General features: G+C 32.6%; 17 protein-coding genes. 13 read left to right on the top strand and 4 right to left on the bottom strand.

What is annotated here, in order from left to right:
* The first annotated feature begins 159 nt into the window (after nucleotides 1–159).
* The 8 genes from H277_RS0112705 (at nucleotide 160) to H277_RS0112670 (ending at nucleotide 13,048) form a co-directional block, all read left to right on the top strand.
* Nucleotides 160–3,099, top strand: coding sequence for a SusC/RagA family TonB-linked outer membrane protein (locus H277_RS0112705; RefSeq protein WP_019975978.1), 2,940 nt, complete (start codon nucleotides 160–162; stop codon nucleotides 3,097–3,099).
* Between the two features lie 18 nt (nucleotides 3,100–3,117).
* Complete coding sequence (locus H277_RS0112700) at nucleotides 3,118–4,551, top strand: RagB/SusD family nutrient uptake outer membrane protein (protein WP_019975977.1); 1,434 nt, start codon at nucleotides 3,118–3,120, stop codon at nucleotides 4,549–4,551.
* A complete protein-coding gene (locus tag H277_RS0112695) occupies nucleotides 4,551–5,891 on the top strand; it encodes a glucoamylase family protein (RefSeq protein WP_019975976.1) in 1,341 nt (446 codons plus the stop codon). Before H277_RS0112700 ends, H277_RS0112695 begins: the two co-directional genes overlap by 1 nt.
* Nucleotides 5,892–5,901: 10 nt before the next feature.
* Entirely contained in the window at nucleotides 5,902–8,148 is a 2,247-nt protein-coding gene (locus H277_RS0112690; protein WP_019975975.1) for a glycoside hydrolase family 3 N-terminal domain-containing protein, read from the top strand.
* A gap of 86 nt (nucleotides 8,149–8,234) precedes the next feature.
* Nucleotides 8,235–9,074, top strand: coding sequence for an endonuclease/exonuclease/phosphatase family protein (locus H277_RS0112685; protein WP_019975974.1), 840 nt, complete (start codon nucleotides 8,235–8,237; stop codon nucleotides 9,072–9,074).
* Between the two features lie 2 nt (nucleotides 9,075–9,076).
* On the top strand, nucleotides 9,077–10,531 hold the full coding sequence (locus tag H277_RS0112680) for a glycoside hydrolase family 30 protein (RefSeq protein ID WP_019975973.1): 1,455 nt from the start codon (nucleotides 9,077–9,079) through the stop codon (nucleotides 10,529–10,531).
* Nucleotides 10,532–10,633: 102 nt separating this feature from the next.
* Nucleotides 10,634–11,485, top strand: coding sequence for an alpha/beta hydrolase (locus H277_RS19055; RefSeq protein WP_019975972.1), 852 nt, complete (start codon nucleotides 10,634–10,636; stop codon nucleotides 11,483–11,485).
* Between the two features lie 120 nt (nucleotides 11,486–11,605).
* Complete coding sequence (locus tag H277_RS0112670) at nucleotides 11,606–13,048, top strand: MFS transporter (protein ID WP_019975971.1); 1,443 nt, start codon at nucleotides 11,606–11,608, stop codon at nucleotides 13,046–13,048.
* Between the two features lie 162 nt (nucleotides 13,049–13,210).
* Here H277_RS0112670 and H277_RS0112665 read toward each other — a convergent pair whose 3' ends face one another.
* Nucleotides 13,211–13,549: a DUF3060 domain-containing protein gene (locus H277_RS0112665; RefSeq protein WP_019975970.1), complete on the bottom strand. Its 339-nt coding sequence runs from the start codon at nucleotides 13,547–13,549 to the stop codon at nucleotides 13,211–13,213.
* 86 nt (nucleotides 13,550–13,635) lie between these two features.
* On the opposite strand from H277_RS0112665, the gene prmC reads away from it, so the two are divergent.
* From prmC to H277_RS0112650, 3 genes are all read left to right on the top strand, one after another.
* Entirely contained in the window at nucleotides 13,636–14,463 is an 828-nt protein-coding gene (gene prmC / locus H277_RS0112660) for a peptide chain release factor N(5)-glutamine methyltransferase (protein ID WP_019975969.1), read from the top strand.
* A 120-nt stretch (nucleotides 14,464–14,583) separates the two neighbouring features.
* Complete coding sequence (locus H277_RS0112655) at nucleotides 14,584–15,108, top strand: hypothetical protein (protein WP_019975968.1); 525 nt, start codon at nucleotides 14,584–14,586, stop codon at nucleotides 15,106–15,108.
* Between the two features lie 55 nt (nucleotides 15,109–15,163).
* Nucleotides 15,164–15,727 (top strand): GNAT family N-acetyltransferase, encoded by a 564-nt coding sequence (locus tag H277_RS0112650; protein WP_019975967.1) that lies wholly within the window; start codon nucleotides 15,164–15,166, stop codon nucleotides 15,725–15,727.
* A gap of 44 nt (nucleotides 15,728–15,771) precedes the next feature.
* Here the strand turns inward: H277_RS0112650 and H277_RS0112645 are convergent, their stop codons facing one another.
* Nucleotides 15,772–16,584, bottom strand: a complete 813-nt coding sequence (locus tag H277_RS0112645; RefSeq protein ID WP_019975966.1) for a WG repeat-containing protein — start codon at nucleotides 16,582–16,584, stop codon at nucleotides 15,772–15,774.
* Between the two features lie 130 nt (nucleotides 16,585–16,714).
* Here H277_RS0112645 and H277_RS0112640 point away from each other — a divergent pair, with 130 nt between their 5' ends.
* On the top strand, nucleotides 16,715–17,719 hold the full coding sequence (locus H277_RS0112640) for a hypothetical protein (RefSeq protein WP_019975965.1): 1,005 nt from the start codon (nucleotides 16,715–16,717) through the stop codon (nucleotides 17,717–17,719).
* Nucleotides 17,720–17,753: 34 nt separating this feature from the next.
* Here H277_RS0112640 and H277_RS0112635 read toward each other — a convergent pair whose 3' ends face one another.
* Nucleotides 17,754–18,845 (bottom strand): DUF3810 family protein, encoded by a 1,092-nt coding sequence (locus tag H277_RS0112635; protein ID WP_019975964.1) that lies wholly within the window; start codon nucleotides 18,843–18,845, stop codon nucleotides 17,754–17,756.
* Entirely contained in the window at nucleotides 18,826–19,800 is a 975-nt protein-coding gene (locus H277_RS0112630; protein WP_019975963.1) for a bile acid:sodium symporter family protein, read from the bottom strand. The genes H277_RS0112635 and H277_RS0112630 overlap by 20 nt, the downstream gene beginning before the upstream one ends.
* Nucleotides 19,801–19,969: 169 nt before the next feature.
* Between H277_RS0112630 and H277_RS0112625 the strand changes: the two genes are divergently transcribed.
* Nucleotides 19,970–20,308 (top strand): hypothetical protein, encoded by a 339-nt coding sequence (locus H277_RS0112625; protein ID WP_019975962.1) that lies wholly within the window; start codon nucleotides 19,970–19,972, stop codon nucleotides 20,306–20,308.
* Nucleotides 20,309–20,417: the final 109 nt, after the last annotated feature.

Genomic DNA, 20,417 nt, shown 5'->3' with positions numbered 1-20,417 from the left:
CACATCATAACTACATCATATTAAAAAGTTAATATTTTTAATTTATTGACAGTAAGTGTAATATGTTTTGTTAATTCAGAATTAAATTTTACCATATTTTTAACATGTTAATCAAGTGTTAAAACATTCTATTTTTGAAATAACCATTATTAAAATAGAATGAAAAAATACTTTTTTCCATTATTTATTCTCGGGTCTTTCTATGTGAATGCCCAAGTTACAAACGATTCTATACAGGTAGGAGATCCTTTTGAAAGCGACTCGATTATATTAGATCAAGCTGTTGTGATTGGGTATGGATCTGTTAAGAAATCAGATTTGACATCTGCAGTTTCATCTGCGAATGCAAAAGACATCACTCAAATTGCGAGTACAACAGCTATGCAATCTTTACAAGGAAAACTAGCCGGAGTAAATATCATTAATACAGATACTCCAGGAGGTACACCAACAGTGTTAGTTCGTGGAATGGGAACTGCTTTAGGAGGTAAAGCACCATTATATGTTGTAGACGGTTTAATTGTTCCGAATATAGCAAATATCAATCCAAGTGATATTGAGAAAATAGATGTACTGAAAGATGCAGCATCTTCAGCAATCTACGGGGTACGTGGAGCAAACGGAGTAGTTGTTGTAACAACAAAACGTGGAAAGACTGGAAAATTAAAAGTTAATTATGATTCTTACATTGGAGTAAGAAATACTATGAATATGGTTGAAATGGCGGATGCCAATCAATACATTACCTATTTCAATGAACAAAGGAAAGCTTTGGGTGGATCTTTAATTTCTACAAATCAGCGCTACAATACGGATTGGTTCGATGAAATTTTAACTACAGGTCAAATTATTAGTAATAATGTTTCGCTATCAGGTGCAGGAGAGAGTGTTAACTATATGTTTAGTGTCAATAATTTTGAGGAAAAAGGAATTTTAGAGGGGAATAATTTTAAGCGAACAACTGTTCGTAGTAACAATGATTATAAATTATTTGACGGAAAACTTAAAATCAAACAAAATGTTAGTGCTACTTTTTCCAGAGAAATTCCAAAACCTTATGGTGCATTTGATGTGGCTTATCGTCAATCCCCATTGGTTCCGGTAAAATATGATAATGGAAAGTGGGGGCAACCGATTTTTAACGCAACAACAGGAGAAGCTACTTATATAACACAGCCAGGACAGGTTACAGATACTTTTAATTCTCACGGTAATCCTGTGTCAACAGTATATTATGATAACCAAAAAATTAATACAACGACAATTCAAGGAAATATAGAAGCAGAATTGAAATTAGCAAAAGGTTTGACTGTATCTTCTCGTGCCGGTGCAACAAAATATTGGTACAAATACAGAGAATTTACACCAATTAAAGATAAATGGATTGCTGGAAATCCTTCAAGAACTGCAGCTGAATTTGAAGTAGAAAAAAATAAACCGGCAAATTTAAAATCAGTAAACTGGGCGAATAATTCGTTAAACTTTAATAACATTGAAACATTTAGATGGTCATGGGAAAATTTTATAACCTTTGATCGTAAGTTTGGAAAACATGCTTTAAATGTTGTAGCAGGTATTTCTGCTGAAAAAACAGGAATAGGAGAGTATTCTGACATTACAGCTTATGATGTCCCTAATAAAGAACAATACTGGGCAATTAGTCATGCGGATTTGGGTAGATATACACCAATAACAAAACAAAATAATTATACACCGGTAGCTTATGCTTCTTATTTTGCACGTGTTCAATACAATTATGATAACAAGTATTATGTATCCGGAATTATAAGAAGAGACGGTTCTAGTCAATTCAAAAAAGATAATGAATATTGGGGAACTTTCCCTTCAGTTTCTGCAGCTTGGAATATTTCCAATGAAGAGTTTTTAAAAGATAATAATGTCATATCCTTCTTAAAACTTCGCGGAGGTTGGGGACGTTTAGGGAATGCTGAAATACCATTTAATTACACAACAATTGATACTTCACCGGGAAGTAGTACTGCGAATTATGTATTTGGACCAGGACAAGATTTAATCTTTGGAGCATACGTAGGTGCACCTGCAGTTAATGTTTCATGGGAAATTGTGGATGAATGGACGACTGGTTTAGATTTTGAATTATTCAAAGGTAGATTATCAGGTAATTTTGATTACTACAATAAAACAACTAAAAATGCAATTTTAAATATTCAGCAAGTTTTATCCTCTCCATATGAAAAAGACTTTTACGATCATGCAGCAGAAATTGTGAATAAAGGTTTTGAAATTGGATTAAACTATAAAAACGAAACGTCTGGAGGATTACGTTATTCGATAGGAGGAAACTTCAATTACAACACAAATGAAGTGACCTATGTAAAACCAGGTTATTCAGGAATGACAGGAGGATCTTTAGGAAATGGGCAAATTGCAAAACGATTAGAAGCTGGTCAGCCATTGGGATCTTTCTGGTTATATGAAGTAGAGGGGGTTTGGCAAACGCAGGAAGAAATTAATTCTAATGCTCATTTATCAAGTGCTCGTCCAGGACATTTACGTTACAAAGACACTAATGGAGATGGTGTGATTGACGATCGAGATAAAAAGTTTATGGGTTCTTATATTCCAAAATTTAACTATGGAGTTAATATCAATTTAGATTATAAGAATTTTGATCTTAACATTAGCGGATATGGAGCAGGAGGTAACAAAATTTACAATGGTATCAAAAATACACGTTTAGGAGGTGAAAATATTTCAGTTGATATGTTTAATGATCGTTGGACTGGAGCAGGTTCGACAAATTATCATCCGGGAGCCGAACGTGATCAAGTAGCATCATCCTATTATTTAGAAAAAGGCGATTATTTCCGATTAAGTAACGTAACCTTAGGTTATAATTTTAGAGATAAGGTTGATTTTGTTCGAAACTTAAGAGTCTATGTAAGTGCACAAAATTTATTTATCATCACGAAATATTCAGGTTTTACTCCAGAGTTAACACTTGATAACGTAAAAGGTAAACGCTACGATGGTAGCCCTTATGGAACTACGGGGATGGACTTTTCTGCTTATCCAAATGTAACAACTTTCTTAGTGGGCTTAAATGTCGAATTCTAATCTTTAAACTTAAACAAAATGAAAAAAAATATATTCAAAATATCAGCGGTAGGTGTTTTATTATCTTTTGGTTTAATATCTTCTTGTTCGGATGATTTTTTAGATGTGAAATCTCAGGAAAATGTTGCGATTGATGATCAGGAATCTCAATCTCCGGAAAAATATGTAAACGGAATTTATGGAATGTTTACAGATTGGGATTATGCATTTTCTTGGTTAGGAGTAACAGAAATGATTTCTGACAATGCGGATAAAGGGAGTGCTGTAACTGATAACGGAGGTGATAAACGAGATCTCGACCTGTTGTTGCATAATTCAACAACAGGATCTATTGAAGCAATGTGGAAACGATTTTATAAAACGATTGGTCGTGCTTCTTATTCTATAAAGTATACCTCAGAATCAACAATTTCTGAGGCTGAAAAAGCCCGTTTAATAGGAGAAGCCAAGTTTTTAAGAGCATTATCTTATTTTTATTTGGTTCGTATGTTTGGTGATACAGTCATTCAGGAGCTTGAGGATCCTTCTACCTATTCTGTACGCAGTTCAAAAGCTGATGTTTATGCATATATTGAAGCAGATTTATTGGATGCAATTCAAAAATTACCTCTTAAAAATGAATATGCTTCTAAAGATTTAGGTCGTGCGACCAAAGGTGCTGCTCAAGCTTTATTAGCTAAGGCATATTTGTATCAAGCAAAATATCAACAAGCATATGATATGGCAACAGCAGTAATTAATTCCGGACAATATGATTTGGAAACTGATTATGCCACAACATGGAGAGTGGAAACTGAAAACGGAAAAGAATCGTTGTTTGAAATTCAAGGACGAGGTGATGCAATAGCGCATGGAGTACATCAATATTCAGAAACCCAGGGTGTTCGAGGTACCGGTGGATGGGGATGGGGCTTCAATGTTCCTTCTCAAAACTTGTTAGATGCATTTAATGCTGAAGGGGATAACATTCGTCGTGATGCAACGATTATTTTTCGTGGAGAAACGCTATATGACGGTCGTGTAATTTCAGAATCTGTAGCAAACCCAATGTACAATGAAAAAGCCTATTCAAGTGCTAATTTAGGAGCTGCTGATGGAGATAAAAATGTTCGTGTCATTCGTTTTTCAGAAGTATTATTGATTCAGGCAGAAGCAGCAAACGAAATTGGACAAGATGCTTTAACGCCATTAAACCGTGTTAGAGTTCGTGTCAAATTAACGCCGGTTACAAGTATGTCTAAAGATCAGTTACGTTTAAAAATCTGGAATGAAAGACGTTTAGAGTTAGCTTTTGAACATGATCGTTGGTTTGATCTGGTTCGCACAGGACAAGCAAAGGAAATGATGGCCAAAGATGGCAAAACGTTTGTATCAGGTAAACATGAGTTATTTCCAATTCCAAATAAACAAATTCTTCAAACCCCATCTATGACTCAAAACCCAGGTTGGTAATGATGAAACTTAATAAAACATTAGTTACTTGCGCTCTTTTAGGTGGTGCAAGTACTTTTGCCCAAACGAAACAAGAGAATAAACTGCTTGATAAAGTTCAGAAACAGACGATTCAATATTTCTGGAAGTATGCTGAACCTCATTCAAAATTGGCTCGTGAACGTTTTCATCCAGATGGGTTTTATCCGGAAAATGATTCGAATATCATTACAACAGGAGGAACTGGTTTTGGATTAATGAGTTTAATCGTGGGTATTGACCGCAAGTTCATTCCAAGAAAAGAAGCAACTGAAAGAATTTTAACCGGATTGAAGTTCTTACAAAAAGCAGATCGATTTCATGGAGCTTGGCCGCATTGGTTAAATGGAGAAACAGGAAAAGTAAAAGCATTTAGTACATATGACAACGGAGGAGATTTAGTTGAAACTGCATTTCTTGCTCAGGGTTTAATCTGTTTGAAAGAATATTTCAAAAATTCTGAAAATGAGAAAGAAATAGAGATTTCACAATTAGCTGATCAACTTTGGAAAGAAATTGACTTCAATTTCTATACACGAGGAGAAAATGTGTTGTATTGGCATTGGTCACCAAATTACGAGTGGAAAATCAATTTTCCATTAAAAGGATTCGATGAAACATTAATTACGTATGTCATTGCTGCAGCTTCTCCAAAGTATTCGATAACCTCTGAAGTGTATTACAATGGCTGGACAAGAAATGGGACAATTAAATCGACAGATTCTGTTTATGGAATTCCTTTGGAGGTCAAACATAACGGAGTAGAAAAAAATGTTGGTCCATTGTTTTGGGCGCAATATTCTTTTATCGGTCTTAATCCAAACAATTTAGTTGATGCTATTGGAGTCGATTACGGAAAAGTGGTGAAAAATCAAGCGAAGATTCATTATAACTATAATCAGCAGAAAACAGAAAGTTTCAATAAATATGAAAAAAATATGTGGGGATTAACAGCGAGTTATACATTCAATCCAAACGGAACAGAAGGTTATACGGCGCATTCTCCGGTAAATGATCATAATGTAATTACACCTACAGCAGCTTTATCATCTTTCCCGTATACACCCACAGAATCAATGGATTTTTTAAAGTTTATTTACGAAAAACAAAACAAAAAACTGATTGGAGTTGCTGGTCCATATGATGCGGTAGATGTAAAGAATGATCGGGTAATTACAAAATATTTAGCGATCGATCAAGGGACAATTACACCAATGATAGAGAATTATCGCTCCGGATTATTATGGAAATTATTCATGCAAAATGAAGATGTACAAAGAGGTTTACAAAAACTGAAATTCAAAACTTCAGCCTCGAATTAAAATCAAAAAAATGAAAAAATTAATTTATTCAATTGCTTTCTTAGGACTAGCATTTAATGTTGATGCACAAAAAATAAAATTTGACCAATCAAAATCGAAAGCAGAGTTTATCGATTATGTGATGAATCAAATGACAATTGATGACAAAGTAGGGCAGATGGTACAATATACGTATGACGGTGGTGATGTTACCGGATCTGCAATTGATAAAAATTATATAAAATATACAAAGCAAGGTATGATGGGGTCGGTGTTTAACGCAACGACAACAGATATTACCAGAAAATTACAAAAAATAGCGGTTGAAGAAACACGTCTTGGTATTCCTTTAATTTTTGGATATGATGTGATTCATGGTTATGAAACCATTTTCCCAATTCCACTTGGAGAAGCATCATCATGGGATTTAAAAGCAATTGAAAAATCTGCCCGGATTGCTGCGGAAGAGACAGCAGCAGGAGGTGTACACTGGACATTCGCTCCTATGGTTGATATTGGCTTCGATCCTCGTTGGGGACGCGTTTCAGAAGGAGCCGGAGAAGATACTTTTTTGGGGAGTAAAATTGCGATTGCACGTGTAAATGGTTTTCAAGGAAAAAGTTTATATGATTTGAATACGGTATTAGCGTGTACAAAACATTTTGCAGGTTATGCTTTAGCACAGGCAGGGCGTGATTATGGAACAGTAGAAATCTCGGATCGTTTTTTAAGAGATTATATTTTACCTCCTTTTAAAGCAACGGTTGATGCAGGAGCAGGTTCTTTTATGACTTCGTTCAATGAAATTGGTGGCGTTCCTTCTACAGCAAGCAAATATTTGTACGATCAGATTTTACGTAAAGAATGGAATTATAAAGGATTTGTTGTAACAGATTATACTGCTATTCAAGAATTAGTTCCGCATGGAATTGCAAAAGATTTGGAAGAAGCGACTTTAAAATCGGTTGAAGCCGGCATAGAAATGGATATGATGAGTGGAGCTTTTTTAAATCATTTACCGAAATTGGTAAAAGAAGGAAAAGTAAAACAAGATGTGATTGACACTGCAGTTCGCCGAATTTTAGAAGCAAAATATGACTTAGGTCTTTTTGAAGATCCTTATCGTTATTCAAATACAAAGCGTGAAAAAGAAACGGTAATGAAACAAGAGTTCTTAAATGAAGCCCGTGATGTTGCACGTAAATCAATGGTTCTGTTAAAGAATGACAAACAAGTGCTGCCATTAAAGGAATCGCAGAAAGTAGCCGTAATTGGTCCTTTGGTTAAAGATGAGAAGAATATTATAGGAAACTGGGCTGCACGCGGTGATCGTTACGGAAAAGCGTGGTCTGTTTGGGAAGGGTTGAATGATGTTTTAGGTAAAAATGCGAAAATAACGTACGCACAAGGAACAGAAATTAATTCATCTAAAACGGATGGTTTTCAAGAAGCAATTAATATAGCGAAAAATTCGGATGTGATTGTTGCAGTAATGGGAGAGAATGAGAACCAAACCGGAGAGGCAGCTTCTCAAACGAATATCGATTTACCAGGAAATCAAAAGGAACTATTAAAAGAATTGAAAAAATTAGGTAAACCGATTGTTTTAGTTTTAATGTCTGGTCGTCCAATGACAATCTCTTGGGAGAATGATAACATGGATGCAATTTTGTATGCATGGTATCCTGGAACAATGGGAGGTCTAGCGATTACAGATGTGTTGTACGGAAAATACAATCCTTCGGCTAAAACACCAATGACATTCCCTCGTTCTGTGGGTCAAATTCCAATTCATTACAATCAAAAAAATACAGGACGCCCATATTTAGGAGAAAGTGATGCGGAACAGAAATATAAATCTCGTTATACAGATTCTCCAAACTCACCATTATATCCATTCGGCTACGGTTTAAGTTATACAACATTTAACTATAGTAACTTAAAATTAAACAAATCAACAATGAAAAATGGAAAAGATGAAATAAAAGTGACTGTGAACGTAAAGAATACAGGAAACTACGATGGCGAAGAAGTGGTACAATTATATGTTCGTGATTTGGTAGGTAGTGTAACACGTCCTGTTCGTGAACTAAAAGGTTTTGATAAAGTGATGATCAAAAAAGGAGAAATAAAAACAATTACGTTTACATTAACTCCGGAAGAGTTGAAATTCCATGATATCAATATGAACTATGTTGCTGAAGCAGGTGACTTCGACATTTTTGTTGGAGGAGATTCTAACGCTTCGCTTAAAACAAGTTTTACTTTAGTCGATTAAATTCCTCATATTATAGTTAGAGATTTAATTTATTTCTCAGCCAAGTAAGTGGTTTTACACTTACTTGGATTTTTAAAAACTCACACATGAAAAAATACATTGCTTTAAGCTTGATTTTGATAATGTCAATCGTAAGTTTTGCCCAGCAAAACATTGCAATTATGTCATACAATATTCGATTAGCTTCTGTAGACGATGGTGCAAATCATTGGAACATCCGCAAACAAAAATTAGTTAATCTAATCCAATATTACGAGGCTGATTTTATAGGGGTGCAAGAAGCACAAGTTCCACAATTAGAATTTATTAAACAAAATAATGCGCAGCTAGATTTTATAGGAGAACCCCGTTCAAATGATAAAAATGCAGAATATTCTGCTATTTTCTATAAAAAAGATCAATACAAGGTAGTAGAGCAGAAAACCATGTGGTTATCTGAAACACCTGAAAAAGAATCGAAAGGCTGGGATGCAGCATATAATAGAATTATTACGTACGGATTATTTCAGGATAAAAAAACAAAGAAAAAATTTTGGATAATCAACACGCATTTTGATCATGTCGGAAAAATAGCCCGTCAAAAATCGTTAGAATTAATTGATCAATTGATTCATGATTTGACAAGTAAAAAAGATTATCCCGCTTTTTTTATGGGAGATTTCAATATGAACCATGAGGATGCATCTGTAAAATATATTCAAAACAAATATTTAGATACTCGCCTGAACGCCGAATTGGTTTATGGACCTGATTTTACATGGGAAGACTTTAAGTTTAACGAAAAAGGAACAGAGGTTTTAGATTACATTTTCTATAAGAAGAATCCAAAGATCATATGCAAAAGCTTTAATACCATTGATGACTTCTATGATTTCAAATACCCATCAGATCATTTGCCAATTTTAGCCAAATTTTTAATTCAATAATTATGACAAACTCACATTTAAAATATCCGGTTATTACAGCTTTATTATTCAATTATTTTGCTGTAAATGCACAAGGTTTTAAACTTTCGGACAAAAAAATTGAAATTTATACCACTGCCAAAAACACCAATCAACGTATTTCGAAATCGACAGATAAAGTAACAGTTAAAAAGTTTCCGCAACCCAAAGAAACGGATATTGCAATTTTCATTGACCCAAAACGTAAATTTCAGAAGTTTGAAGGAATTGGGGGAGCTATTACAGATGCTTCTGCAGAGGTTTTAGCAAAATTACCAAAGAAAGCACAGCAGGAAATTATCAAAGCTTATTACAACGAGAAAGAAGGGATTGGTTATTCGTTGATTAGAACAACTATCAATTCTTGTGATTTTTCAAGTGATAGTTATACTTATGTAAAAGAAAATGATAAGGAGTTAAAGAGTTTTGACATTGCACATGATTTGAATTATAAGATTCCGATGATTAAAATGGCGAAAGCTGAGATGAAAGATGCCTATCGTTTATATGCGAGTCCTTGGAGTCCGCCAGCTTGGATGAAAACCAATAATAGCATGCTAAAAGGAGGTTCTTTGAAACCGGAATATTACCAAACTTGGGCAAACTATTTTGTGAAATTCATCGAGAATTATGAAAAAATTGGATTACCTGTTTGGGGTGTTTCAATTCAGAATGAACCAATGGCAACGCAAACATGGGAATCATGTATTTATACAGCAGAAGAAGAACGTGATTTTTTAAAAAATAATTTAGGTCCGACACTTCATCAAAAAGGAATGAAAGACAAGAAAATTATTGTTTGGGACCATAACCGTGATTTGATTTATCAGCGAGCTTCTACTATTTTGAATGATGCAGAAGCTGCAAAATATGTTTGGGGAGTTGGTTTTCATTGGTACGAAACATGGAATGGAAGTGTCAATTTATTTAACAATGTAGCATTAACACATGAAGCTTTTCCTAATGTAAATTTAATTTTCACGGAAGGTTGTAAAGAGCAATTTGATTACAATCAAATGGGAAACTGGAGTTTAGGAGAGAAATATGGGTATAATATGATCAATGATTTCAATTCCGGAACTGTAGCCTGGACTGATTGGAATGTTTTATTGGATGAAAGAGGTGGACCAAATCATGTCGGAAACTTTTGTTTTGCACCAATCCACGGTGATACAAGAAATGGACAAATTACCTATACCAATTCATTTTATTACATCGGGCAATTCTCAAAATTTATTCGTCCGGGAGCACAAAGAATCGCAGCGTCTTCTAATCGTTCAGATTTAATGACAACTTCTTTTGTTAATAAGGACGGAAAAGTAGTGGTGGTTGTCATGAATCAAACAGATAAACCATATTCATATAATTTATGGATAGAAGGAGAAGCTCTTGAAGTAAACTCGCAGGAACATTCAATCAGCACGATAGTTATTTCATAAAAAAACGATAGATAAAAGGGAAAAATTATTTAGAGTAGATTGCTTGACCAATTGACAATCAAAAAAGGTCAAAGTCAAGCAATTTTTTAAACCAGGACAACAATGAAATATTTAGTTGCATTATGTTTAATGATAAGTTATACCTATGCTCAGAAAACGGTGGTATATGATAAAAAAAATAATTTAGCGTTTGATATTTATTATCCGAAGGATTTTAAAGAAAACCAATCTTATCATGTATTCGCTTGGGTGCATGGAGGAGGTTTTTCAGGAGGAACAAGAGCGGATAAAGAAGAAGTTGAACGAATGAAAGATGCTCAAGAAAGAGGTTTCGTGGCTATTTCTATTTCATATAGATTATTGGCGAATTCTTCAGCGGGTTTTGGTTGTGATTTGCCAAAACAGGAAAAGCTGATGATTTTTAAAGAAGCCTCTTTTGATGTTTTAACGGCATTGAGTTTCATTCAAAATAATTCAAAAGAGTTAAAATTATCAATCAATAAACTTATTTTGGGCGGAAGCAGTGCCGGAGCAGAAGCAATTTTAAATGCTTATTACCTGAACGATTTATGGTTTGGAAAACGATTCGATCAAGTTAAAATTGACGGATTAGTTAGTTATGCAGGAGCTCTTGTTGATGATCGTTATGTCACAAAATCAAATATCTTACCCACTGTTTATGTGCACGGTTTGAGTGATGATGTCGTTCCGGCCTATAATGCTCCGCATAGAAGCTGTTCAGATAAACAACCCGGATTTTTTCCATTGAATGGTTCTCACTCTTTAGAATTTTTGAACAGGAAATATCAACAAGCATCTTTGGCAATTTTTTCAGGGTCTGGTAAACATGAATGGTCCGGACTGAGAAAAGAATACTTGAACCAGGTGTTTGATTTTATAGCTAAATCGATCCTTGGTTCAGATAAAGAAAATAAACAAATTAATATCAATTAATTATAATATTCTTTGCTTTGAAGGGGGAAAACAATTTGTATTTTAAATTTTAAAACACCTATATTTATAAGCTATTTGATGATTCAACTAGCGCAAATCATAAAAAAATAGTAAAAACACATGAGTCAATCACAAAAAACAAATTGGGGTCAATTCATACCTTTAGTTACAGTATTCTTCTTTTGGGGATTCGTGGCTGCGAGTAATGACATCTTGATTCCGGTATTTAAAAAAGCATTTGATTTAACACAAGGACAAAGCCAATTTGTCTCTTTGGCTTTTTATATTGCTTATACAGTAGGATCTGTTATCTATATGATTATTTCAATGGTAATGGGGAAAGATTTAATCAATAAAATCGGCTATAAGAATAGTTTGTCATTAGGATTATTGATCTCTGCTTTAGGTACACTTTTATTTATTCCAGCTGCTAATTTACATTCTTATCCGTTGATGCTGTCAGGGTTATTTACGGTAGCGTTAGGGTTTTCGCTGCAACAGACGGTTGCAAACCCTTTGGCGATAGCTTTGGGAAATCCGGCGACTGGTTCTCAACGTTTAACATTGGCTGGTGGAATTAATAATTTTGGAACAACAATAGGGCCTTTAATTGTTGCGTATGCCATTTTTGGACATGCTTCCAATGGAGAAACAGAATTAAGTATAGATGCTGTAAAAATTCCATATTTATGTTTAGGATTAGCCTTTTTAATTGTGGCTGTTTTTCTTAAATTCTCTTCGTTGCCGAGTCATCCGGAACAAGAAGAGGAAAATGCGGCTTCAACAACAGTTTCAAAAGACAGATCATCTGCATTAAAATACCCTCAATTGGTTTTGGGTATGATTGCGATTTTTTTATATGTAGGAGTTGAGGTTTCTACGGCAAGTAATCTACCTGATTATATGGAAAAAGAATTAGGTTTTTCCATTGCACAAGTTGCACCTTATGTTTCTTTGTATTGGGCAAGTATGATGATTGGCCGCTGGGGTGGAGCAGCAGAAGCTTTTGGCTTGGATAAATCAAAAACAATGCTTTTAAAATTTATAGCACCATATTTAGCTTTTGGAGTTTTCTTATTGGTAAATAAAATTGCTGGCCACGATTTACAGCCATTTTATTTCTATGCCGTAATTATCTTGGTTCTAATTTTAGCAGATATTTCAACAAAAGGAAATCCGGCCCGAATGTTATTAACATTTTCAAGTCTCGGAATCATTGCTTTATTAATCGGGATGAATACAAAAGGAATTGTTAGTGTTTATGCTATTACAAGTGTTGGACTTTTCTGTAGTACATTATGGCCGTGTATTTTTGCTTTAGCGATTAAAGGATTAGGGAAAAATACTTCTCAAGGAAGTAGTTTCTTAATTATGATGATCATGGGAGGAGGAGTAGTCAGTTATTTACAAGGATTATTAGCAGATGCGACTTCTATCCATTTTAGTTATATTGCAGGAATAATCTGTTTTGCATACCTAACATTTTATGCGATTAGCTCTACAATGATTCTAAAGAAACAAGGAATAGATTTAGATGATGTCAAATCAGAAGGAGGACATTAATTTATAATAAAAAAAGCTTAATCATTATGATTAAGCTTTTTTTATTATAACTCATTTCATAAAACGATTAAAATAAAAAATACTAAGAATCTCTTTTCTAATTGGGTAAACCCAAAAGAAATTCCTAGTATTCCAAAGACATAATAAATGAAAAAATCTTTTTTAATCCTTTTTAATGATTTTATTGTTATTCCCTGCAATTGTTTGGGGTAATTTTCCGTTTTTGGAAACCGCTTTACGGTAATACAAGGTATTCCCTTCTCCGGCTAATTCAGCAGATGTCAAACCATTCACGGTTATGGTATTATTTGTTCCCATAATTTCTACTTTTGAGCAGTCTCCTTTCAAATGAATCACGTGGCCAGTGCCTCCAACTTCTACTTTTTGACCTTTGCAATCAAGCGTTTGTTTTTGATTATTTCCATCAATTTCAATTTGGGCATAAGACAGATGACCTAGAAAAAGAAAAACTGTCAGGTATAGTAATTTATTTATTTTCATGAATATATATTTTAAGGTTGTGTTTTAAACAACAACAATCGTGCTGATTCACTGAATAAAATCTAACTTTACAAAAATTTAACAAGATGACTTTAGCTGAGTTAAAGCAGCATTTTATTACCGAATTAGGTTCAATGTATGCCAAAGATGAAGTGGTAAGTATTTTCCTGATTTATTTAGAAGATAAATTGAATCTGCAATTTATTTCTTCTGATAATATTGAACTTACTTCGGAGATTTTATCTGATATAAAACGTCTAAAAAAGGGTGAACCGGTGCAACATATAACCGGGAAAGCTTTTTTTTATGATTCATTCTTTTCTGTTAATGAAAATACACTAATTCCTCGGCCGGAAACAGAGGAATTAATTGAACTTATCCGAAATGATTGTTCCCAAAATGTGGAGATGTCAATTATAGATTTGGGAACAGGCAGTGGATGTATTCCCATCTCTTTAGCAAAGTTGTTCCCTAAAGCCAATGTTTCAGCTTTAGATATTTCTGATAAAGCATTGGAGATAGCAAAATTAAATGCAGAAACGTTAAACGTTAAGATTGAGTTTCATCAAGAGAATTTACTTGATGACCTTCAGCTCAATCAAAAATACGATATAATAGTTTCTAATCCTCCCTATATACGAAATCTAGAAAAAGTGGAAATGCATCAAAATGTCTTGGATTTTGAACCTCATTTAGCACTTTTTGTAGAAAATGGAAATGCACTTATTTTCTATGAACGAGTAATCGCATTTGCTGAAAATCATTTAAAACCAACTGGCGTGATTTATTGTGAAATCAATCAATATTTGGGAAGAGAAACGAAAGAACTTTTCGAAAAAGCGTACCAAGACGTTATGATTTACAAAGATCTATCTGGAAATGATCGAATGATTAAAGCAACAAACGCATACTAAACAATATTTTTTATCGTTTACTTTAGTAAGAAAAAACAATTAAAACAATTCTTTTTAACCAAATTTGGTATTAAAATTGTTAGAACTGATTCTATTATTAAAACAATTAAAAAAACGACTATGAAAAAATTATTTGTATTGGTAGCAGTAGCTTCATTATCATTTGCGACTTCTTGTAAACAAGAATCATCAAAAACAATTGAAACAACAGTAACTACAGATTCATTGGCAAACGACTCAACTGCAATTATCAAAGAAACGACAACTACAACAACGATTTCTGAAACTGATGCAAAAGCTAAATTAGATGAGGCTAAAAAAGCTTTAGATGAAGCAAAAGCGAAAGGAGATAAAGCAGCAGAAGCAGCAGCTCAAAAAGCGTATGATGATGCGAATAAAGCATGGGAAGATGCTAAAACGGCTGTAAAAGATGCGGCACAAGATGTAAAAGAAGGTGTGAATAATACGGTAAATAAAGTTGACGAAAAAGCAACTCAAGCAAAAGAAGATATCAATAATGCTGCAAAAGATGCAAAACAAGATATCAATAAAGCTGCGAAAGATGCTAAAGCCGAAGTAAAAGAAGCCGGAGAAAAAGCAAAAGAAGGATACAACAATACGTTAGATAAATTAAAAGCGAAATAATTTATCAAAATTATTATTGCTAACTTAGCCTTGAGAAATCTCAAGGCTATTTTTTATGTTAAATTTTAGAGAAGCAAGAAAAGAAGACGCAGCATTAATTGCAGAGCTGATGATGCTAGCGATGGATAAAATTGTTTATGATTTTATTGGAGAAAATAATTATAATGAAGGAGTGTCTTTCTTAAAAAAGTTAATAGAACAAGAAGGAAATCAGTACAGTTATCAGAATACTGTTGTTGTAGAATGCGACAACCAATTAGCAGGAACGACAACGTTTTATGATGGCGGAAAACTACATGAACTTCGAAAACCTGTTTTAGATGTATTGAGAACTGACTATAAGCAGGATATTCATCCGCAGGATGAAACACAGGAAGGAGAAATATATATTGATACAATTGCTGTGTCTGAAAATTTTAGAGGAAAGGGAATTGGAACGGAGATTTTAGATTATCTGATTGAAGAACTTGCGAATAAACAGAATAAAACATTGGGATTATTGGTTGATTTTACCAATCCAAATGCAAAAAAATTATACGAAAGAAAGGGGTTTAAAGTTGTAGGCGAGAAGATGTTGATGAATGAAAATCATGAACATATGCAATACAAAACACTATAATCAAGACCAATGAAATAAAAAAGAGCCTTTATAAAGGCTCTTTTTTATTTCATGACTCCCAATTGTTTTAGGATTTTTTCTTCATAAGGATCAATAGTAAACTGATCAAATTTTATAAAATCTGTCCCGTTTTTCAGATAACCCAATTGGTAATTTTGACGAACAACAGGTTGGTTATCGAAACTTTCTAAAATTGGTAATTCAGAAACAGGTTCTAAAATCTTTTCATTTGCCGTAGAAATCAAACCAAAATTCATCAAATGATGATTTTTTGATAAAAAATAAGGAAAATAAGCCAGGATATCAGGACGATGAACTTTCAAAGAAGTAGCTTTACCAAAAGAGGCAAAACGTTGATCAACAGGAGTAAGGTACTCATATTGATAATCTATAATCAACTGGTTTTCTTTGTTAATCATTCCCCATTTCCCATCTTTTTCTACTCCTGCCAAACCTGCCCTAAAATCAGTACAACCATCATAATCAAATGGAATCACTACTTGATTTAACAAGTCAATGAATCCCCATTTCCCATCTTTTTTTACAGCGCAAACATTTTCAATATAATCACTCGTTACCTCATAGTCGAAAGGAATCAAAATCTGATTAGATTTTGTGATAAACCCCCATTTATTATCTTTTTGAGCACTATAAGCATTCACAGTTGTCAATACAAGTTTTTGATAATCGAACGGAATAATAACATGCCCTTCTTTGTCTATTAAACCAAATCGATTGTTAATTGATAGTGGTGCTAAATGATTGCGATCAAATGCTGTTAACTCTTCGAAAGTAGTCGTATCTTTATGAACGAAATCATCAAATTGATCAGTATCTTTTGGGACTATTTTTGTCATAATTTATTAATTCATCGCAAAATTAAATAATCAAAAACGAATAGTTTACATATAATTTTTAAAATATCTAATTTTAAACAGCTTTTGTTATTTTAATTCTTATTTTTGTATAAGCTTAAAGTATAAACCTATGAATATTTTTACTAAATTATTTTTTACTGCAACCATAATGACAAGCGGTTTTGTTGCAGCTCAACAAGATGGTATAAACATCATAAACTTACCGGCAACGATTAATAAAGATTATTCGTTTGATGGAATTTGGAAAATTTCGAATGATGGTAATGCTTCAAATTATAAAATTTCCGGAGGGAAATTAACAAATTATTCAAATAAAACAAGTCAAAGATTATACCTTGATTTATATTTTGCTCCTTCTAAATCTTCCGTAGATTTGAATCAACTCCCTAATAAAATTGCGACAAATGCACAATTGGGTCAATTGGAAGGAAGCGGAACAAGTTTTAATAATGTTACTGTAACGTTTAAAGCGTCAGATATTCAGACTTTAGCACAAGGAGATTATACACCAATTTTATTACTTAAAGAAAACGAAACGAATAAAGTTTTGAATTATAAAGTGTTGAGTAATAAAATATCCTTGGAATCTGATCGTATATTTATTGATAAAGCAGTTAAAAATACCCAGTTACCAGAAATCGTGGAAGGGAATACATCAGAATTGAATCAAAATATAGATGCAACTTTATCTGATATTTATACACCGGTTGGAAGCACGTTAGATATAGAAAATGCAAATAAAAAAGTAAAATTAGCAGGTATCTGGAAATTGGAAATAGATTTTACAACATTAATGGTAACTGTAGATGGAATTAACAATTCTATTCAGAATTTGACTCCAAAACCTACAGATAAACTCAAATTGTTGGTTTATTTCTCTAAACAAGAGATTGCAAATGAGAATGAAATTGATGGTTTTGAATTACTTAATTTTGATATTTCTCCGATTTATGGGAATATGAAAAAAGATAAACTAAGCCTTACATCTAATATTACCAAATTAGTTCCTGCGGGTGAATACTATCCGATTTTGGTGTTGACTGAAAAAAATGATGACGGAAATTATGTCATTAAATCTACCTTAAGTTTGGGAGAAAAGTACATTTGGAAATAAACTTTCGAATGTTTAGAAATATAAAAAGCGAAATCTATTGATTTCGCTTTTTTGTTTCATACAGCAAATAAATCAATTCAATATATTGACTATAACTGATTGTACCTTCTTGATTGTTTGCTTTTAGAAATTGATTATTCAATTCAGAAAAAGCATCACTTGTCTTTCCCTCATATTTCAAATAATAATTTCGTTCGGACTTTCGGTCAAGTTTTATTTTAGGATGCATATTATCCAATTCCATTTTAACAAAATAAGGATCTGATTTATAAATTGCACCTAAAAGTGTATAGATACTTTTGTAATAAACCGAATAATTAATTTCAGGATTGGTTGATTGCGAACCTAAATAATAAGCTAAAAAATTAGCCTCACTTTCCGAAGCAAATCCCATCTGATGCCCATATTCATGAAAAAGAGTTGCGGGCTGTTTAAGATTTGTATTGTAGCGATTTAAGTTAGCTTCAGCAGTGAAAGGATTGTAATATCCCAAAATTCCTATATAATTTTGCATCTTCGAAATCCACGATAATTTGAAATGAGCATGCTCTAAAAACCGATAATTTTTTAACCAGTTTAAATTCTTTAGCTTTGGTTGAAGTTGATAAAACTCTTCATTATAATCTTTTAAATTGGAGCGAAATTTTATGGTTGTCGTAGAATCATTATGTTCAATAGAATTTCTTGCTAATACAGCTTTTTCTAATTCATTGCAGTAAATCTCTTTTAAAATAGCAGGTTTTATAACAATCTCTTTTTGATCAATAGTTAGTGTTTCCTTTTTATACATGACTCCCCAAGCAAACATATAAACGAAATAGAGACAATTTACAAAAATCAATAAAGAATAAAAAGAATGTAAAACATCACGTTTTGTTTTGAAAAAACTTCTAATCACTTTTATCGTTAAAATGAAACCCGTTAATCCAAGAATAATATAAAAAATTTCTCCGGCAGGAAAATTTACAGAATTTGTAAGTTTTGAAATGAATCCCGAAATAGGGAATGTAATAGTATGAATGATAAAATCATTGAAACTCTCGATGGAAAATAATGTGGAAAAGAGAATGATTTGAAAAATAAAGATTAGAAATACAACAATGATCTTATTCAACTTCTTTTGCATATTGATTGGCAATGTAACTAACATAAATTAACTGAAAAGTGTGGTACAGCATAATAGGGATTAAATAAATTCCGATATCGCCTGTAAAAATTACAGCAGCAATTACCGAGCCATGAACCAATGATTTTTTTGTTGCGCAAAATTGTATTGTAATGTCATCTTCTCTGTTAAAATTCATTTTTTGAGCAATCCATTTGGACAGGTTAAAAAAGATGAAAAATAATCCAATGACAATAAGAGAGACAACTAGAAGCGGAAGTAAACCTAATTTAGTAAACAACCCGTCTAAAAATGTATGACTAAAGCTGTTGTAAACGATTAATACAATGGTCAGCTTGTCTAAATTAGAAAATTGTTTTTTGTATTTGTTATAAAAGAAACCTAAATAAGGCTGTAGCAAAGCACCTACAAATACCGGTAGAATGATTTTAAGGATTAAGTCTAAAAAGGTAGCAAATAAATCGAATTCACCATTGCCTTTTGATAAAAATAAGCTCATCCAAAGAGGAGTTAGTGCAATTCCTATTAGGCCTGAAATACTAGCATTAAAAATAGCACTGGGAATATTTCCTTTTGCAATAGATACCATTACGACTGAAGATGACACTGTACTTGGTAAAGTGGCAAGATAGAAAATAGCGACATAAAGTGAAAAGTAGACAGGGTAATTCTTTATGAACGGATAAAAGATTAAAACCAGTAAAGGAAAAAAAATAAATGTAATCGATTGAATCAATAGGTGCATTTTCCAATTGGATAAATCTTTAAAAACATCTCTCCAATTCAATTTCAATCCATAAAAAAAGAAAACTAAGATTACTCCAATATCAATTAGTGTATTTAGTGTAAAATTTTTATAAGACCACAAACTAATATCTGGATAAATATATGCGATTAAAATGGCAATAAATAAAAAAAGAATAAAAGGATCTGGCAGTTTACTTAAAAATCTCAAAATCAATAAAATTTAAGCAAAAATAGTAAATAAGATTTAAAAACATTTTAAAAAGTATTTAAGACTTTGATTTTTAGCGTTTATATTGAATCCAAATAAATTACTTATTGATATTACAAATAAATATTATTTACATTATATTTGTCTTAACAAACCTTAAATCTATCTTATGAATACATGCCTACAATGTAACCAAACGCTATTTGGGCGTAAGGATAAAAAGTTCTGTAATGATTTTTGTAGAAATTCTTACAATAATAATCTTAATCGGGATAAAATTGAGATTGTACGAAATATCAATAACAGATTAAGAAAGAATAACCGAATTTTAAAAACTTTATTGGAAGAAGGAACGCGTTCTGTGAGTAAAAATGAACTTACTTTAAAAAATTTTGATTTTAGATACATTACCAACATTGATGAATCTAAAAATGGCACAATTTTTTATGTATATGATGCGGGATATCAAAAATTAGACAACGAAAATTATTTATTATTTCAGGAATAAATTTTTATTTTTTTATTGAAAAAAGCGTGTTAACTTGTTAATACGCTTTTATATTTTTGAATAGTGAATAGCTTTTTTGTTTCATCATTTCAATATGGTAATCTTCTTT

Source organism: Empedobacter brevis NBRC 14943 = ATCC 43319 (assembly GCF_000382425.1).
Lineage (GTDB): Bacteria > Bacteroidota > Bacteroidia > Flavobacteriales > Weeksellaceae > Empedobacter > Empedobacter brevis.
Note: the sequence above shows the minus strand (reverse complement) of the source record. Positions and strands in the feature narration are given on the sequence as shown.

Coding starts and splice junctions, on each gene's coding strand:
- H277_RS0112705 (WP_019975978.1), top strand. CDS start 160: ATGAAAAAATACTTTTTTCCATTATTTATTCTCGGGTCTTTCTATGTG.
- H277_RS0112700 (WP_019975977.1), top strand. CDS start 3,118: ATGAAAAAAAATATATTCAAAATATCAGCGGTAGGTGTTTTATTATCT.
- H277_RS0112695 (WP_019975976.1), top strand. CDS start 4,551: ATGATGAAACTTAATAAAACATTAGTTACTTGCGCTCTTTTAGGTGGT.
- H277_RS0112690 (WP_019975975.1), top strand. CDS start 5,902: ATGAAAAAATTAATTTATTCAATTGCTTTCTTAGGACTAGCATTTAAT.
- H277_RS0112685 (WP_019975974.1), top strand. CDS start 8,235: ATGAAAAAATACATTGCTTTAAGCTTGATTTTGATAATGTCAATCGTA.
- H277_RS0112680 (WP_019975973.1), top strand. CDS start 9,077: ATGACAAACTCACATTTAAAATATCCGGTTATTACAGCTTTATTATTC.
- H277_RS19055 (WP_019975972.1), top strand. CDS start 10,634: ATGAAATATTTAGTTGCATTATGTTTAATGATAAGTTATACCTATGCT.
- H277_RS0112670 (WP_019975971.1), top strand. CDS start 11,606: ATGAGTCAATCACAAAAAACAAATTGGGGTCAATTCATACCTTTAGTT.
- H277_RS0112665 (WP_019975970.1), bottom strand. CDS start 13,549: ATGAAAATAAATAAATTACTATACCTGACAGTTTTTCTTTTTCTAGGT.
- prmC (WP_019975969.1), top strand. CDS start 13,636: ATGACTTTAGCTGAGTTAAAGCAGCATTTTATTACCGAATTAGGTTCA.
- H277_RS0112655 (WP_019975968.1), top strand. CDS start 14,584: ATGAAAAAATTATTTGTATTGGTAGCAGTAGCTTCATTATCATTTGCG.
- H277_RS0112650 (WP_019975967.1), top strand. CDS start 15,164: ATGTTAAATTTTAGAGAAGCAAGAAAAGAAGACGCAGCATTAATTGCA.
- H277_RS0112645 (WP_019975966.1), bottom strand. CDS start 16,584: ATGACAAAAATAGTCCCAAAAGATACTGATCAATTTGATGATTTCGTT.
- H277_RS0112640 (WP_019975965.1), top strand. CDS start 16,715: ATGAATATTTTTACTAAATTATTTTTTACTGCAACCATAATGACAAGC.
- H277_RS0112635 (WP_019975964.1), bottom strand. CDS start 18,845: ATGCAAAAGAAGTTGAATAAGATCATTGTTGTATTTCTAATCTTTATT.
- H277_RS0112625 (WP_019975962.1), top strand. CDS start 19,970: ATGAATACATGCCTACAATGTAACCAAACGCTATTTGGGCGTAAGGAT.